Origin of the sequence: Pelagicoccus sp. SDUM812005 (genome assembly GCF_031127875.1) — a bacterium.
Taxonomy (GTDB): Bacteria; Verrucomicrobiota; Verrucomicrobiia; order Opitutales; family Opitutaceae; genus Pelagicoccus.
This window is the reverse complement of sequence record NZ_JARXIA010000008.1, coordinates 218,439-234,057: the sequence shown is the minus strand read 5'-3', so window position 1 is coordinate 234,057 and position 15,619 is coordinate 218,439. Positions and strand designations below refer to the sequence as shown.

The 15,619-nt window shown below is 58.4% G+C and carries 14 protein-coding genes; 6 read left to right on the top strand and 8 right to left on the bottom strand.

The window, feature by feature from the left end:
* The first annotated feature begins 237 nt into the window (after nucleotides 1–237).
* Nucleotides 238–438: a hypothetical protein gene (locus QEH57_RS11775; protein ID WP_309006932.1), complete on the top strand. Its 201-nt coding sequence runs from the start codon at nucleotides 238–240 to the stop codon at nucleotides 436–438.
* Nucleotides 439–802: 364 nt separating this feature from the next.
* On the opposite strand, the gene QEH57_RS11770 is transcribed toward QEH57_RS11775, so the two are convergent.
* Both QEH57_RS11770 and QEH57_RS11765 read right to left on the bottom strand, forming a co-directional pair.
* On the bottom strand, nucleotides 803–1,789 hold the full coding sequence (locus QEH57_RS11770; RefSeq protein WP_309006931.1) for an NAD(P)-dependent oxidoreductase: 987 nt from the start codon (nucleotides 1,787–1,789) through the stop codon (nucleotides 803–805).
* 11 nt (nucleotides 1,790–1,800) lie between these two features.
* Nucleotides 1,801–2,826, bottom strand: a complete 1,026-nt coding sequence (locus QEH57_RS11765; RefSeq protein WP_309006930.1) for a 3-oxoacyl-[acyl-carrier-protein] synthase III C-terminal domain-containing protein — start codon at nucleotides 2,824–2,826, stop codon at nucleotides 1,801–1,803.
* Between the two features lie 332 nt (nucleotides 2,827–3,158).
* Here QEH57_RS11765 and QEH57_RS11760 point away from each other — a divergent pair, with 332 nt between their 5' ends.
* Entirely contained in the window at nucleotides 3,159–4,142 is a 984-nt protein-coding gene (locus QEH57_RS11760) for a glycoside hydrolase family 5 protein (RefSeq protein ID WP_309006929.1), read from the top strand.
* A 46-nt stretch (nucleotides 4,143–4,188) separates the two neighbouring features.
* On the opposite strand, the gene QEH57_RS11755 is transcribed toward QEH57_RS11760, so the two are convergent.
* The gene (locus tag QEH57_RS11755; RefSeq protein ID WP_309006928.1) at nucleotides 4,189–5,790 is read right to left on the bottom strand and encodes an alkaline phosphatase; all 1,602 of its coding nucleotides are present in this window, start codon (nucleotides 5,788–5,790) and stop codon (nucleotides 4,189–4,191) included.
* A gap of 73 nt (nucleotides 5,791–5,863) precedes the next feature.
* Nucleotides 5,864–6,787, bottom strand: coding sequence for a zinc ABC transporter substrate-binding protein (locus tag QEH57_RS11750; protein WP_309006927.1), 924 nt, complete (start codon nucleotides 6,785–6,787; stop codon nucleotides 5,864–5,866).
* Nucleotides 6,788–6,983: 196 nt separating this feature from the next.
* Here QEH57_RS11750 and rpmH point away from each other — a divergent pair, with 196 nt between their 5' ends.
* The 4 genes from rpmH to QEH57_RS11730 all read left to right on the top strand — a co-directional run bounded on the left by rpmH (nucleotide 6,984) and on the right by QEH57_RS11730 (nucleotide 10,270).
* Nucleotides 6,984–7,121: a 50S ribosomal protein L34 gene (gene rpmH, locus QEH57_RS11745; RefSeq protein WP_191618000.1), complete on the top strand. Its 138-nt coding sequence runs from the start codon at nucleotides 6,984–6,986 to the stop codon at nucleotides 7,119–7,121.
* A gap of 68 nt (nucleotides 7,122–7,189) precedes the next feature.
* Nucleotides 7,190–7,561, top strand: coding sequence for a ribonuclease P protein component (gene rnpA / locus QEH57_RS11740; RefSeq protein WP_309006926.1), 372 nt, complete (start codon nucleotides 7,190–7,192; stop codon nucleotides 7,559–7,561).
* Nucleotides 7,562–7,645: 84 nt separating this feature from the next.
* Complete coding sequence (gene yidC / locus QEH57_RS11735; RefSeq protein ID WP_309006925.1) at nucleotides 7,646–9,466, top strand: membrane protein insertase YidC; 1,821 nt, start codon at nucleotides 7,646–7,648, stop codon at nucleotides 9,464–9,466.
* A 57-nt stretch (nucleotides 9,467–9,523) separates the two neighbouring features.
* A complete protein-coding gene (locus tag QEH57_RS11730; RefSeq protein WP_309006924.1) occupies nucleotides 9,524–10,270 on the top strand; it encodes a YebC/PmpR family DNA-binding transcriptional regulator in 747 nt (248 codons plus the stop codon).
* A gap of 99 nt (nucleotides 10,271–10,369) precedes the next feature.
* Here the strand turns inward: QEH57_RS11730 and QEH57_RS11725 are convergent, their stop codons facing one another.
* The 4 genes from QEH57_RS11725 to QEH57_RS11710 all read right to left on the bottom strand — a co-directional run bounded on the left by QEH57_RS11725 (nucleotide 10,370) and on the right by QEH57_RS11710 (nucleotide 15,446).
* On the bottom strand, nucleotides 10,370–11,668 hold the full coding sequence (locus tag QEH57_RS11725; protein WP_309006923.1) for a hypothetical protein: 1,299 nt from the start codon (nucleotides 11,666–11,668) through the stop codon (nucleotides 10,370–10,372).
* A 346-nt stretch (nucleotides 11,669–12,014) separates the two neighbouring features.
* Nucleotides 12,015–13,043, bottom strand: a complete 1,029-nt coding sequence (gene dctP / locus QEH57_RS11720; RefSeq protein WP_309006922.1) for a TRAP transporter substrate-binding protein DctP — start codon at nucleotides 13,041–13,043, stop codon at nucleotides 12,015–12,017.
* Nucleotides 13,044–13,161: 118 nt separating this feature from the next.
* Entirely contained in the window at nucleotides 13,162–14,073 is a 912-nt protein-coding gene (locus QEH57_RS11715; protein WP_309006921.1) for a TRAP transporter TatT component family protein, read from the bottom strand.
* Nucleotides 14,074–14,186: 113 nt separating this feature from the next.
* Nucleotides 14,187–15,446: an ammonium transporter gene (locus QEH57_RS11710; RefSeq protein WP_343224772.1), complete on the bottom strand. Its 1,260-nt coding sequence runs from the start codon at nucleotides 15,444–15,446 to the stop codon at nucleotides 14,187–14,189.
* Nucleotides 15,447–15,619: the final 173 nt, after the last annotated feature.

Here is a 15,619-nt window from a genome sequence, read left to right as displayed (position 1 = left end):
TGTCGCCAAATTTTCCCTACAGTGAGAAGGAGCGAAACGCCAAGTAGGGTTTTCGCAAGCCAAGCGATTTAGCTGCTTTAAATTTCTCAATAGGGTTTGCCAATCATCCTGTATCAAACGGGTGATCGAATGCGGAGGTCGGTTCTCGAGAATCGCCCGAGTGCTCCAGGCCGCATCCGACACCAAGAAGCAACTCCGAGCATTCCCTCGAACCAACAAAGCAAGCTGACGCGGAGCATGCCCGTCCAACAGCACGCCCAAAACAAGCCCGTCACCAAAAACGTCATACACACCGCCCAGCCCCCGCAAAACGTGCTCGCTGCTCGGCGACCTGTCTTCGACGAATTCGCAACGCTCCTCGAAATCGTCCGGAAGCAACTCCCGATGAAAGCCCAGTCGTTTCGGCTTCGTGCACGCAGCGATGTATCCCGCGCGTGAACACAGAAACCTTGCCTTCGAAAAGGATCGAGCTCCACCGATATGATCGGGGTGAAAATGAGAGAGCACCACCAACGCAATGTCGTCCGGAGCCAGGCCCAAGCGCTTCAGCCCCGCAACCACGCTTGAGCGCTGCGATACTTTCACCTTCATGAATTTCGCATACCATTTCAGTGAGAGCTTCGTATTCGACGCATAAATACAAGGATCATACCCCGTATCATAGAGAACCCAACCGATCTGGGGATGCCGAAACACCGCGCAAACCGCCGGAAACTCGACATCTCGCCAAGCTCCTCCGCGCAAGCTAAGCCCCTCCTTTTGAAAACAACTTCCCGCCGCAAAGAAGCGAACCGTGTCGATCTTATGCATCCGCATCCCCTTTCATAGCTCGGACTGTTCGCCGTAAACCTTCCGAGATCGAAATCTCCGGCGCGTACCCCAACAAGTTTCGAGCTTTGGCAATATCCAAGGTTTGATGGCAGCAAAGCAAACCTGCCGTGTAACGCGTAATGGATGGCTCTCCCAGCCGCAAGCCCTTCGCCGCGAGCTCCACCAAAGTCGCTGCGCCACGGATCAAGAAAGCGGCTGTATCCACTTTTCGAACCTTTAAGCCTAAACCTTCTACTAACTGGTCGAAAAAGTCCCCCGTCGCCACCGGCTCACCATTCGAAACGTTGTAGACTTGATTCCAAGCGCCGGCCTTGGCGGTCAAGCAGAGCTCCACCACCCGAACCAGATTGCCTACATAGGTGAGGTCAACCAACACCTCTCCTTTCCTCGCCAAGGGAAACCAACCCCGCTGGGCGATCCTCAGGACCCGCGGGATGATGGAAGTATCACCCGGGCCGAAGATTCCTCGAGGCCGCAGAATGATCCAATCGATGCCCGTCGCGGCCTGGATTCTCCGTTCCGCCTCCAGCTTGGAACGCGTATAGGCCGAAGGAGATGGCTTGGCTACCGCATCTTCCTCTCTTATCGAAAACCTGTCCTTAAAATCGAAATACACGCTCGACGAGGAAACGTAGACCAGCTTTCCCACTCCGCACTTCCGACAGGCCGCCAACACGTTTTCCGTTCCCACGACATTGCTCTCGTAGAAACTCTCGTACTTGCCCCAAACCGCCGAAAGCGCCGCAGCATGGATTACCAGGTCTAGGCCGCGAAAGGCAGCAGCCAGCCCATCCGCATCCCGCAAGTCAACCGCGACAAAACATGCCCCGCCTCCCTCAAGCGCCATTCCCTTGCCGCGGTTCCTGCCGAAAGCCCGCACCTCATGTCCTGCCTTTCCCAATACAGCGCACAAGTGGCTCCCCAAGAAACCGGTCGCTCCCGTGATTCCGATTTTCATAAGCAATTCCTCTAAACCTCTAGAAGCAAGGAAGCAATGGATACGCCCGCCGACGTTCCTATGAAGAGAACCCGGTCTCCCGACTCCAGAGCCGTACTCTGTCGAAGCTCGTGCAAGCACATCGGCAAGCTGGCAGCAATCGTGTTCCCGCAACGGGGATAGATTCGGACCAGCTTCTCCTCTGGTATGCCAAGCCGATTGCCCAGCAGCTCCACGGCAGGGCCCGAGGCTTGATGGGCCAGCACCGCCTTGATGCCGCTCCAAGAAATCCCTTCCGCGTCCATCAGAGCTGCGACCTGCCGCCCCAAATGCTGCGAGACCAAGCGAAAAAGCTCCTTCCCCTTCATGTGGAACAGATGATCCTCTTTGCGAAAGGTACAACGCGTCGGATGGTGTCGCGTGCCCCCTCCCTTCAATTCCGCAAACGCTATGCCTTCCGGAAAGGTTTGCATCCGCGAAGCCAATACACGCCCCCCGTCCTCTTCCCTGCGCAACAAAACCGCCGCCGCACCATCCCCCATCAAGGCTGCGCTTTCGGCTTCCGAGAAATCCAAACCCAGCGAGGCAATCTCAGAAGAAACCACCAAAACGCAGTTTGCTCGCCCTGTCTCGATCAACTGAGCCGCATGATCGAATGCCACCAGAAAGGAAAGGCAGGTCGCGTTCAGGTCATAAGCCGCTACCTCCGTCGCAGCTGGATCGAGCTCCGCGAGGATCCTTGCCGCCGTGCAAGGAATAGGCTGTTCCGGTACGCCACTCGCGCCGATCAACACATCCACCGCTCCCAAATCGAGTCCCGCCTCCTGCAACGCGGCTCGAGCCGCAGCCGCGCCCAACTCCGACTGCAATTCTCCCTCGACCCAACGCCGCTCCAACACTCCGGTATGCCGCGCCGTCCAGCCATCAGGCTTGCCGATCAAACGGTCCAGTTCGGAGGCTGTCACCACCTTCTGCGGCAAACAAATTCCTGTTCCGCAAATTTTGAACCGGCCCGAGCTGCGGTCTCCGGCTGGTGCGTTTTCGCTTCGTATTTTCATGAGTAGCAGAGCCTTGGGTTAACATTGTTTCGTTCGACCATGCCCCTACCATGGCATCGTCTGCGCCAAAGCCCCTTTTAATACCTTAAGCTAATAATCCCCAGCGACTTAAGAAACGATCAAATTCGCGCCTCTTCCTCAAACCTGCAAATACTGCCCACACAAGCCCAACCTCGGATGTACACCCTTCCGATGCAAGCGCCCGCCGCGCTGCCCCTGGGCAACGGGGCCTCACTCTTCTGGAAGAGGATCGCCGGCTGCAGGGATATTCGACCTCGGAGAGTTCAGCCCTTTGCTGGATCCATACGATCCGCCATTCCGCAAACTGCCAGATGAAACTCGCGACAAATCTCCTCACTCTCCTTGCCATTCTCGCTATGAGCTCCGCTTGCCAGCGCACCGAAACCACCCCTCCGCCCTCCGTTCCGCAGCTCCGCGTGGAGGGGACCCAACTGGTAAACGAGGCCGGCGAGGCCGTAGTGCTGCGCGGGGTAAGCTACGGCTGGCACAACTGGTGGCCGCGCTTCTACAACAAGGACAGCGTAAAGTGGCTGAAGGAAGACTGGGGCGTGGACGTCGTTCGCGCCGCCATGGGCATCCACTACGAGGAGCCGGAACTCACCTACAACGAAGAACCGAAAAAGGCTGTCGAAATCATTTCCAAAGTCATCGACGGGGCCATCGAAAGCGGCGTCTACGTCATCATCGACTTCCACAGCCACCACCTCGAATCGGATCTGGCCAAAACCTTCTTCGCCGACATGGCTACCCGCTACGGAAAGTATCCAAACATCATATACGAAATCTACAACGAGCCGGTCGACGACTCCTGGGAGGAAGTGAAAGCCTATTCCGAAGAAGTCATCGCCACCATCCGCGCCATCGATCCGGACAACATAATACTCGTCGGCAATCCACATTGGGACCAAGACCTGCACATCGTAGCGGACAACCAAATCGAAGGTGTCTCGAATATCATGTATACGCTGCACTACTACGCAGCCACCCATGGAGACTACCTGCGCGAACGAGGCGACTACGCCCTCAGCAAGGGCGCTCCCATCTTTATCTCCGAATCCGCCGGCATGGAAGCCTCCGGCGACGGCCCCATGGACTACGAAGCTTGGCAAACGTGGCAGGACTGGGCCGAAGAACGCAAGATCAGCTGGATAACCTGGTCCATCTCCGACAAGGACGAAACCTGTTCCTTCCTCTACCCGAGCGCCTCCTCAAAAGGCGGCTGGAGCGAGAAGGACCTCAAGGAATCCGCCCAAGCCACCCGAACCATCCTCCGCAAGAAGGCGGGGCTCGACTAGAGGGCTAAGCGAACTGCAGGCGTCGTATCCAAGAATCGGACACTCGCTATTCGCTAAAGCCGAATGCGAATTCCATGAGGTGAAACAGTACGTGTTGCTCGATGGTACCGCCGAGCAAGTGAGCATAGGGACCCGAGGCCCACACTCCCACATCCTCGCCGCCGTGCGTTTCCGAAGACATCGGGTAAGCCGACTCCTGCAGATGGGAGAAGAACGCGTCGCAACCGTCTTCCAACTCTCCATGCAAATGCTCGCTCAGATCATGCCTGCCTTCCCGGATACCCTTCGCTCCGGTAGGACTGTGCGGAAAGACCTTGGGCCCTTCCGGCTGAGCGTCGCTCGCTCCTAAGTACCCCGGTCCATTTTGGTATCCAAGCGTTGTATACGGAAGATCCATCGCGTCTTCGGCGAGCTTGCCATCGGCGTTCGCAACGAGGCCAAGGATATTGTTTCCGCGGGCCGGATAGCCCGCCATCGTGAAGACATGGCTATGGTCCGCCGTTACGATGATAAGCGTGTCCTCTTCGCTTGTCGCTTCCCGCGCCACCCGTACCGCATCGGAAAGAGCAACCGTATCCGCCAAAGCGCGATAAGCGTTGCCGGCGTGGTGGGCATGGTCGATGCGTCCGCCTTCCACCATCAGGAAATAGCCGTCCTCGTCCCTTTCCAAAAGGGCGATCGCCTTGCGCGTCATTTCAGCCAGCGACGGTTCCCCGCCTGCGTCCTTTTCGCGATCCGCTTCGAATTGCATGTGCGAGGATTCGAATAGGCCCAGTATCTTGCTATCAGCATTCACATCGATAGATTCAAACGTATCTAGATTATGGATATACGATCCGCCTTCTCGGGTATCGATCCACTCCTGCACAAGATTGCGACCATCCTTCCGCCTGCCACTATCCCCTTCGACCGAATATTGGGCATCGATCTCGCCTTCGGGAAAGAAGAAACGCCTGCCGCCACCCCAAACCAACTCCGGCCCGTCCACCTGGGCAAAGCCCGCCGCTTGCATGCGGGCTGGCATCTCGATCAGCTGGGCTGCGATATCCGAAATCGGCGCCCCTTCCGGCATGTTCGCGTCGCACTCCCAATTCCGGTTCGAGGAGTGCGCATAACAAGCCCCTGGAGTCGCGTGAGTGACTCGCGCCGTCGTCACGATCCCGGTCGCCTTCCCCGCGATCTCAGCCTTTTCCAGCAGGGTTACGACTTCGTTGCCAGCCACCGAATCCGCGTCGCCACGAACTGAATACTGGTTAACCGAAAGGACGCCTGCATTCGTTTTAATCCCCGTCACCATGGCAGACATCGTTCCCGCCGAGTCCGGAGTTTGCAGGTCTACGTTATAGGTTTTGGCAAGAGCCGTATAGGGAAGCGTCTCAAAGCTCAGCCAATTCTCTTCCCCAGTCTCGCCGCGACGCTGCCCTTCGTAGATGCGGCTGGCCGTTACGGTGGAAATGCCCATGCCGTCGCCCACGAAGAGGATGACATTGCGGGCCTGCTTCTCGATCGGCCGGCGATCGAGGGCCGCCTGGATCGCGGCCTTGCCATCGGAAGCCCAACGTTCGGGCGTCTCTTCCGCAGCGTGGACGAGGCTCGTTGCGGCAAGCGTTAGGAGGGAGAGTGAGAGCGAAAAGGGGGTTATGCTCATGGTAGTAGGGACTCCATACAAGCCCGCCACCCCTGAGCCGCAACCCGTAAACCGCGCCGCCGCCGAAAAGGCCCTAGCGGCCCAAAGCGTTCACGATCGTGTCCACGTTGTATTTGAACATGCCGAGGTAAGTGCCCACGTCGTACTTCTCCCCGTCCGCTCCCGTATGCAACTCGCCGCGGGCGCCCAAGGCATCGGAAAACAACTCGCCGCCCACCTTGGCCCCCGAGTCGCGGCTGATGCGCTCGATGGTCGCGGGCGAAACGCTGCTTTCCACGAAGATGGCTGGGATCTTCCGCTTCTTAATAAAGTCCGCCGTATTGGTGATGTCAGCGATCCCGGCCTCGGATGCGGTCGAGACTCCCTGCACCCCTACGACCTGAAATCCGAAGGCCCGCCCGAAATAGTTATAGGCGTCGTGGCTCGTCACCAAGACGCGACGCTCCTCCGGCAAGCTTGCGATCTTCCGCTTCGCCCAAACCGCCAAAGCTTCCACCTTGCTTGTATATAAAGAAGCGCGCTCCGCGAAAAGCGCGGCCTGGGCGGGATCCGCCTCGGCCAAGGCGTTCCCAACCGCTGCGACCACGTAAACCCAGAGCTCAGGATCGAACCAGACGTGCGGATCGTGGGCGTCCTCGTAGTCGGCGGACGCCAGCAAGCGCTCCTTCGGGATCGATTCCCCCACCGCGATCACCTTGCGGCCCTGGTTGTTGACCTTGGAAAAGGTCTCCGCCAAACGCCCTTCCAGGTGAAGCCCGTTGTAGAGGATCAGGTCCGCCCGCTGCATCGCAACCACGTCGCGGGCCGTGGCCTTGTAAAGGTGAGGGTCCACCCCGGGCCCCATCAAGACCGTCAGGTCTACTTCCTCGCCGCCGACGGCGCGTACGATATCCGCGATCTGCGAGGTGCTCACCACCACCCGCAGTTTCGCATGGCTTGCCGCGCAAACGGACAGAGCTGAGAACAGGATAAGGAAACGTGAAAGGAGCGACTTCATGGATTTGCAAATTAAGAGCACGATTACTGCCAAGTTCTTTGATGACCTGTCAAACTCTACTTTGATCAATCAAAATCGAATAAAACCCGAGGAATCCTCCTTATTTCTCGAAAGTCGGGCCCATTTCGCGGCATACGGGCTTGACAGCGCCACGAGGCGACGACCATTTTCTCGCTCTTTTTCCAATTTTCACGTCATGAGACCTACATTCAGACCACATCGCCTCAAGAGAGTACGCAAGATCGGCTTCCGTGCCCGCATGGCCACCCGCGGTGGACGTGCAGTCATCAAAGCACGCCGCAAGAAGGGCCGCGCCCGTCTCTCCGTCGCGTAAACGCGGCGTCTTAACGCCCAATCGGCTTCGCCATGGTCAGGAGATTTAGACTCCGTCCTGTTAGCCGCTTGCGCCGTAACGCCGACTTCCTGCAAATTCGCAGTCTTGGCAAGCCTTACCGCTGCCAGTACTTCGCCCTATTTTCCCGCATCCGTGCTGACGAAGGCACGGATGTTTTGTGTCCGCGTATCGGCATCTCCGCCGCGCGGCGCGTAGGCAACGCGGTCACCCGCAACAAGATCAAGCGGCGCTTCCGCGAACTCTTCCGCCTGCACCAGCACGAGCTCCGCCCCGAGGCCGACATCGTGCTCAGCCTGCGCCAGCCCGCCGGCAAGGCCAGCTACGAGGATCTGGAGCAACGCTTCCTGCACGCCTTGAAGTACAAGAAACTCCTCAAGCGGCCCCCGGAGCCCGAGGAGCCCTCCCGCGGCGCGGAATAGCTTGCTAGCTCCCAAGCCGAGCCTTTTATGAGCCCTTTCCTCTGACGGAAGCCCGTCGGAAACCCGAAATTTCCCAGCACATCGATGGACAAGAAGAACACTATAATAGGGGTATCGCTGCTGATCGTAGGCACGATCCTCATGTTCAAGAACGGCCAAGAGGCCCAAAAGCAACGCCTCCTCGAGGAACAAGCAGCCCGCGAAGCCGCCCAGACCGCCTCCCAGTCCGCCCCCGCAGACGCCGCCAACGGCGACCCAGCAAACTCCGCCGCCCCGGCCAACGGAGCCGCGGCCCCCACCACCATCGTGGCTAACGGCCACGCCCAGATCGAAGTCAACGACGAGAAGACCGGCGAAGTCATCTCCACCCTCGAGAACGGTCTCGCCGAGTTCCGCTTCACCAACTACGGCGGCGCCGTGCGCGAAATCGTGCTCAAGGACCAGCGTAAGTCCCTCGACAGCGACGAGCCGTACATCATGAACCGCCTCCGCTACGCGCCGGCCCTCAACTTGAGCAACCCGCTCATCGGCGACGCCCGCCACGTAGCCTTCGAGCAAATCTCCTCCACCGCCGACAGCATCACCTACCGCGGCGTCCTCAACGGCCAGCTGGAAGTCACCCGCAGCTACCGCATTTCCCAGGATCTCAGCGGCCCCTCCCCTTACACCGTTTCCCACGAGCTCACCGTTCGCAATCTCACCGACGGACTCCTCCCCCTCGGCGAACTCCTGCTCAACATCGGCACCGCAGCCCCTTCCGGCTCCCAGGACCGTTTCCTGCAGACCTTCGGCTACTCCAACGGCGAGGACATCGAGTTCACCGAACAGAGCGACTTCATGGGCGGCGGCTTCCTCATGTTCAGCAGCGACCCCAAGGACCTCGAGCAAGTGAGCGACCGCATCGTCTGGGCCTCCATCAAGAACCAATTCTTCATCACCCTGCTCACCCCAGGCGAACCCGCCGCCGGCTACGTCGCCCGCCCCGTCGACTTCCCTGGCGACAAGGACGGCGAGCCCAAAACCGGCATCACCGCTGACGTAAAGCTCGAAGCCATCAACCTGCCCGCCGGCGCCAGCGTCACCAAGACCTTCGACTTCTACGCCGGCCCCAAGGAGCACAATCGCATCGCCAAGCTCAAGCAAGGCCAGGAGCAAGCTATGCAGTTCGGCTTCTTCGGATTCATCTCCAAGCTCCTCCTCCAAGTCATGAACTGGCTGCACGGCATGGTCGGCAACTGGGGCGTCGCCATCATCCTGCTCACCCTCATCGTGCGCGGCTCCCTGCTGCCCATCACGCTCATGAGCATGAAGTCGATGAAGAAGATGTCCAAGATCTCCGAGCCCATGAAGGCCCTCAAGGAGAAGTTCCCCGACGACCAGCAGAAGCAGCAGCAGATGATGATGGAGCTCTACAAGCTCAACAAGATCAACCCCGTGGCCGGCTGCTTGCCCATGCTCATGCAGATCCCCATCTTCTTCGCCCTCTTCTACATGCTGCGCAGCGCCGCGGAGCTCCGCTTCGCCGACTTCCTTTGGATTGCCGACCTCTCCAAGCCCGACACCGTAGCCACCATCCCGAACATGCCCTTCTTCGGCGACTTCGCGATCAACCTGCTCCCCTTCGTCTGGCTCGTCTCCCTCGCCTACCAGATGTGGACCATGCCCACCCCGTCGGTCGACAATGCCCAGGCCAAGATGATGAAGTTCATGCCCTTCATCTTCTTCCCCTTCACCTACACCTTCTCCTCCGGACTCGTCCTCTACTGGACCGTGAGCAACGTATTCACCATCGGCCAACAATGGCTCGTGAAGCGCGGCGGCGAAGAGTTCGAAGTCATCCTCCCTCCCGCCCTCAAGAAGGCCCTCGACGGAGGCGACAAGAAAAAGCGCCACCGCAAGAAGTAAGCGGCGCCGCATTCAAGCCAATTAACCTAGCACCTCGGACCACTAACCCAGAAGAACATGGCAGGACATAGTAAATGGGCCAACACCAAGCACCGCAAAGCGGCCGTCGACGCCAAGCGCGGTAAAATCTTCAGCCGCCTCTCGAAGGACATCACCATGGCCGCCAAGGCCGGAGGCGGCGACCCCGACGCCAATGCCAAGCTGCGCACCCTCCTCCTCAAGGCCCGCGCCGCCAACATGCCGGCCGACAATATCGACCGCGCCGTCAAGAAGGGCACCGGCGAGCTCCCCGGCGTCGTCTACGAAGAATTCGTCTACGAAGGCTACGCTCCCCACGGAGTCGCCGTGGTGGTGGAAGTCACCACCGACAACAAGAACCGGGCCGCCTCCGAGATCCGCTCCACCTTCACCAAGCGCGGCGGCAACCTCGCCGGAGCCAACGCCGTCGCCTTCATGTTCAACCGCTGCGGACAGTTCCTCATCGCCAAGGACCAAACCGACGAGGAAAAGCTCATGGACATCGCCCTCGAAGCCGGAGCCGAAGACATCAAGGTCGAAGAAGAAGGCTTCGAAGTGCTCGCGCCCATCACCGAGTACGACTCCGTCTCCCAAGCCCTCGCCGACGCCGGCATCGAAGTCGCCAGCTCCGAGCTCGCCTACCTGCCCGAGACGCTCACTCCCATCAGCGACCCGGCCGAAGCCAAGTCGATCATGACGCTCGTAGAAGCCCTCGACGACCTGGACGACGTGCAAAACGTCTTCCACAACGCCGACTTCGCCGACGGCATCCTCGACGAAGAGTAAAGCGAGACCCTCATTTCAAAACCAAAAGGCCGCCCCTCAGAGGGGCGGCCTTTTTATTTCTGAAATTCTAACATCGATCTGCTGCCTTTGGGGAAGGCATCATTTCAATCCTGGATGTCCATCTTTGTGCCCTTTCTTCTGGCCGCTCTGATAGACCGGCGTAAGCAAAACGCCGACTTGACCCGTTTCGCCTAGCGCAACCGCAGCGATTTGGCCTCTATCATTGATCGATGTCGCTCCGATCAACTCGAGATCTAGGTTGATCACCAGATCGTTCAAATCCATCGCTTCTCCTTCTACCCAGATGGTAGCTCTGCTCTCAAGCGGAGTATTCGGGCCGCTAGGATCGACCTCAATCGCACGCGAAAAGCCGACGACGACTCCACTTTCGTTTATGTCATTTGCATTGCCAAAAACGAATTGGTTTTCCGATACGACTTCTAGATCTAGAAGCGGAAGCTCTACCATGCCGGTGGCCGCTGACCAGTAGAAGGGCACACTGACGTTATACGTATTTTCTGGCGAATAAATCAAACTGGACCCAACTACCTCTTCGTTCTCGTTGAGAGCGTTCGCCGTCGAGGAGCGTCCACCGGAAGCCGATTCAGCCAAGGCGCCGAGACGTACCAAGCCAATATCGTAATTCCAGATAAAAGCCTCGTTTCCGAGTGGGCGGCCATCGACATAGTATGTGGCCCTGCCTGCGATCGTTCCTTGGTCATTGATATCTGCGCCGACTGCGTTCGACCTACGAACGACCGGTTCCGCTGGATTCAGATCGACCAACGTCGCACCGTCCGCACTCCAAATAATGGGAGGAGTTTCCGACAGACGGCCATTCGCTTCGAAGAAACGCTCGTGCCCGACTACCTCGCCAAAGTTGTTTATCGCATTTCCATACGCATCGTAATAGCCATCGCGACCAGGGAAGGGTGACTGCGGAGCAAAGATGTCGAGGTTTCCGTCCGCTCGCAGCACGAAAGCGAACGTCTCCCATACTCGATTCCTACCATCGCCCAGAGGTTCGACGATCCTCAGGGTACCTGCAATGTCACCTTGGTCGTTGATGCCCATCGCCACGAACGACCTCCTAAACCCAGTCTCTTGGTCGACGCTCGGCCCCAATCCCAAATCCTCGAAGCCATCTCGATCGCTCCAAGCAAAACTAGCCAATCCTTCAACGTTCCCTAGATCGTCGAAGATCGGATAATAACCGGCGACCTTGCCACCTTCGTTGATGCTAGTGGGAATGTTGCCGCCTAAACCACTCTCCGAATTTATATAAGGTGAGCCTATCAACTTCGCCTTAAAACGAAGATTCTTGTCCGGAGAGGCAGACGCGGTAAGCAAAGCCAAGCTGGCTAGGAACATAAGACTAAACGACTTAGACTTTATCATGGGGGGATACAGGGGGTTATTTTTGCGAAAGAGCTCTGGCAATGGCCGGCTCAGGATTAGCTGCCGCAGTTAACACATACCGCGGACACCTCTACTTATCCCAATTAGGTTAATCCCAGTGCAAGTTATAAATACCTATAAAATATACAGACCCCATTTACTAACTGACTGCTTACCGTTTACAGGATATCTACTAAGTGAAAGAGCTGCGTCCCTACCCTGCGCCGCCTTGCGCTGATCGGCCTGCTTCGCGTGCACTATTTTTCTCCTAGAAAGCCAATTACAATAGAAAGGCCGTCTCTGTATCCGAGACGGCCAACGGTATTCAAAAAGCCTATACAGGCAGCTATTGCTGCGAGCGGTACTCTTTGAGCAGGCGAACGACTTCGTCGAAGATGTCGGCTGGGACAGTGTTGTCGCGGATGAGCGAGTAAGCCTTTTCCGAGGCCTTCTCCCAGGACTCCGTGACCGCATCGTCGGCGTCGCGGATCTTGAGGCCCCACTTCTCCTTCATCACCTTGATCGCCTCTTCGTTTTCGGCGCGGCCTGCGAGAGTCATTTCACGACCGTGGCGACGGGCCGACTCCAACATGACCGCTTGGTCTTCCGGCGAAATCCGGCTCCAAGCCTGCTCCGAGACGACGATGGCGCCCACGATCGGCGTGTAGCGAATGTCGAGCATGTTGGGGGCAGGACGGTAGCTCTGAGTAGCGAGAGCGAAAAATGGGGGCAGCGGCACGATGTCGACCAAACCTGTCTGCAAGCTGGAGGTGACCTCCGTCGCGTCGATCGGCACCGGGCGGAAGCCCATGTTCTTGAGCAAGTCGGTCTGCTTGTTGTCGCCCGCCCACGTGTAGAGCTTGCCCTTCTTCATGTCGTCGGGCGTAGCGAGCTCCTGCTTACTGAAAATCTTGACCCAACCGGAATCGACCCAGCTAAGCACGATGAAGCCCTTTTCCTTGATGCGCTCCTCCAGCTTGGGACCGAGCCGCTCCATCACGTACTCGAGCTCATCGTAGGTGTGGAACATCATGGGAATCTGCTGCAATCCCGCCACGCCAGGGTCGATCTCGGAGAGTCCGACGCCGGAGATAAGGGCCGCTTGCAGCTGGTTTACCCGCATACGGTCGATCATGGCGGTTTCGCCCCCCTGCACGCCGCCGGAGAAAACGATCAGGTTGACCTGTCCCCTCGTTTCGTCCTTCCACTCCTGCCCCATCTTGCGCAGGGACTTGTCGAAGGAGGAATCCTTGGGAGCGAGCGTGCTCAAGCGGATGTTCATGCGACGCGCCTCGGCGTCGGGAGTGATCGAAAAGGTCGCTGCAGCAACGGCGCCGAAAGCGAGCAAACGTGTAAACTTGGAAAATATCGTCATCTTGCGAGAGAGGGGTTGAGAGGCTCTTTGGGTCCCTAAGACGGACAAAGCCCCCAGAAGCTTCAATGTTTTATACAGGAGCGACGCGTAAACGTTTCATCCCGACTGAAGTTTCCGCCTACAAAAACAGCCAATCCAGACGCGTCAGCAGCCATTCGGCCCGACGCTGGTAGAGCAAGTTGTTGAGGCGCAAGGACGGGTTCGCGTCTACGTCGATCTCCAGCGCCTTGTTGAGCATGGCTAGGAAAAGCTCCTTATCCTGCTGCTCCACCGCCACCGACTCCGCGTACGCCACGTAGACGGAGGCCAGCTTGCCCTCCGACAGCTCTAGGGCCCGCTTGAAGTAACGAGTGGCGTTCTCGACCGGATCGCCTTCCCCGTTCATGCGGCTCATTTCGTAGGTAATGAAGAAGCTCTGGATCGAGCCCATCTCCCAATCCGGATCAAGCTCCAAGCAACGCAGCATCATGGCCTCCACGTAAGCGAGGTCTCCCACCAAGTCCATATTGTCCAGCGAGAGCGAAATCGCTCCCGCCCAAGACAAAGCCGCCCAGTAAAGCGTTTCCACGTCTTCCTTCTTCACCCGCTGCAGGGCCGCCTTAGCGTTCTCCTTCAGGGCTTCGCCGAGTCCGGGGTACTTCACCTCCAGGCCGCGCATGCCGTAACGATTAGCTCTTTGGTAAAGTTTGATGGCGCGATCCCGCAGCTCTTCCGCGCGATCGTAGTCCTCGTCCTCGATCTCGTCGGCGTCGAGCTGCACCCAGCCGTAGGCGTACTGGGTAAAACCGCTCGAGAGCGAGGTAAGCAGGCCGACATGCTCAGGCGTCTCCGCCAAGATGCTCTCCATCAGCTTGAGGCTGAAGGGAAGCGCGTCGCCCACCAGTTCCGGGTCCTCGTCCGAGGCGAAAACGTCGCCTCCGCCCGAAAGGGCATCCCCGAGCTGGTTCATGGCCAGCTTTTTGACCGAGCAACCGCCAAGCAGCAGGCTCGCCAATGCGAGTTGGATACAGAGAAAGCGACGGGATATCATAGTGCGCGAACGCTAGAGCCTTGAGGCCGGTTTTCAAGTCCGCACCCGCCCACAAAAAGCCCGGGCGCGCAAATGGCGCCCGGGCTGGGAAACTGTTGAGCTGTTCCGGAGCCCTAGAGCTCGTAGGCCTGCTCGTCGTGGTCGCTCAGGTCGAGGCCGCGGAGCTCGTCGTCCGACTCCACGCGTAGCCCGATCGCCTTGTCGATGATGAAGAAGAGGACAAAGGATACGATGCCGCTCCAGGCGATGGTGATCAGCACGCTCACGAGCTGCCCCCAAACCTGGGCGCCCATGGTGATTCCTTCGCCGTACCCCGTACCGCCGAGCGACTCGGAGGCTACTACGCCCGTGAGGATGGCCCCCACGATGCCGCCGATGCCGTGCACGCCGAAGACGTCCAGGGAGTCGTCGATCTTGAGGATGAACTTCAGCTTAACCGCGACCAGGTAACAGCAGATCGCCGAGCAAATGCCGATGATGATTGCCCCCATGGGACCCGCATTGCCGGAAGCGGGGGTGATGGCGACCAATCCCGCCACCGCGCCGGTCGCGACGCCCAGGGCCGAAGCCTTCCCGTGCACGAAGAATTCGATAAGCATCCAAGTCACGGCGCAAGTCGCGCAGGCGATTTGGGTCACGAGCATGGCCATGCCAGCGGTGCCGTCCGCCGCCACCGCGCTGCCTGCGTTGAAGCCGAACCAGCCTACCCAAAGCATGGAGGCGCCGATCACGGTGAGAGGAAGATTGTGCGGCTTGATGGGCTCTTCGAAAGCCTTCTTGCGCTTGCCGACCATCAAGCAGCCGACCAGGCCGGCCATCGCTGCGTTGATGTGCACCACCGTGCCGCCGGCGAAGTCCATCACGCTCCAGTTATGGAAGAAGCCGTGCTCGGACCAGGCCATGTGCCAGACCGGAATATAGGAAAAGATGAACCAGAGGATGGAAAAGACCACCACCGCAGAGAACTTCACGCGTTCCGCGAAGGCTCCGATGATGAGAGCTGGCGTGATGATCGCAAAGGTCATCTGGAAGGTCACGAAAACCGATTCGGGAATCGCTCCCGCTCCGGAAACCGTGTCAGCGGACATATGCTTCAGAAAAACATAGTCGAAGCCGCCGATAAAGGGATTCGAGCCGGTATAGGCCAAGCTGTAGCCGAAGATCACCCATAGCACCGACATGATGGCGCAAATGGAGAAACACTGCATCAGGATGGAGAGCACGTTCTTGGCTCGGACCAAACCGCCGTAAAAAAGCGCCAGCCCCGGCAAGGTCATGAAGAGCACCAAGGCAGTCGCCACGATCATCCAAGCGGTATCGCCTGAATCGAGAACTGGGGTTCCTTCATCCGCATGTGCGAAGGTTGGAAGCATTAGAAGGAAAGTTACGGGGAGGAAGGGGAGTAAACGTTTCATTTTCTATGACTCTGGGGACTGATCAGCGAAAGTTGCCGACTCCGTAGAGAAAAAAAAGCCGCCCGAAAGGCGGCAATGTTAAAATGTAAGGAATACGTAAAGGCAGGAACGTTTTAACCTTCCGGTTAAGC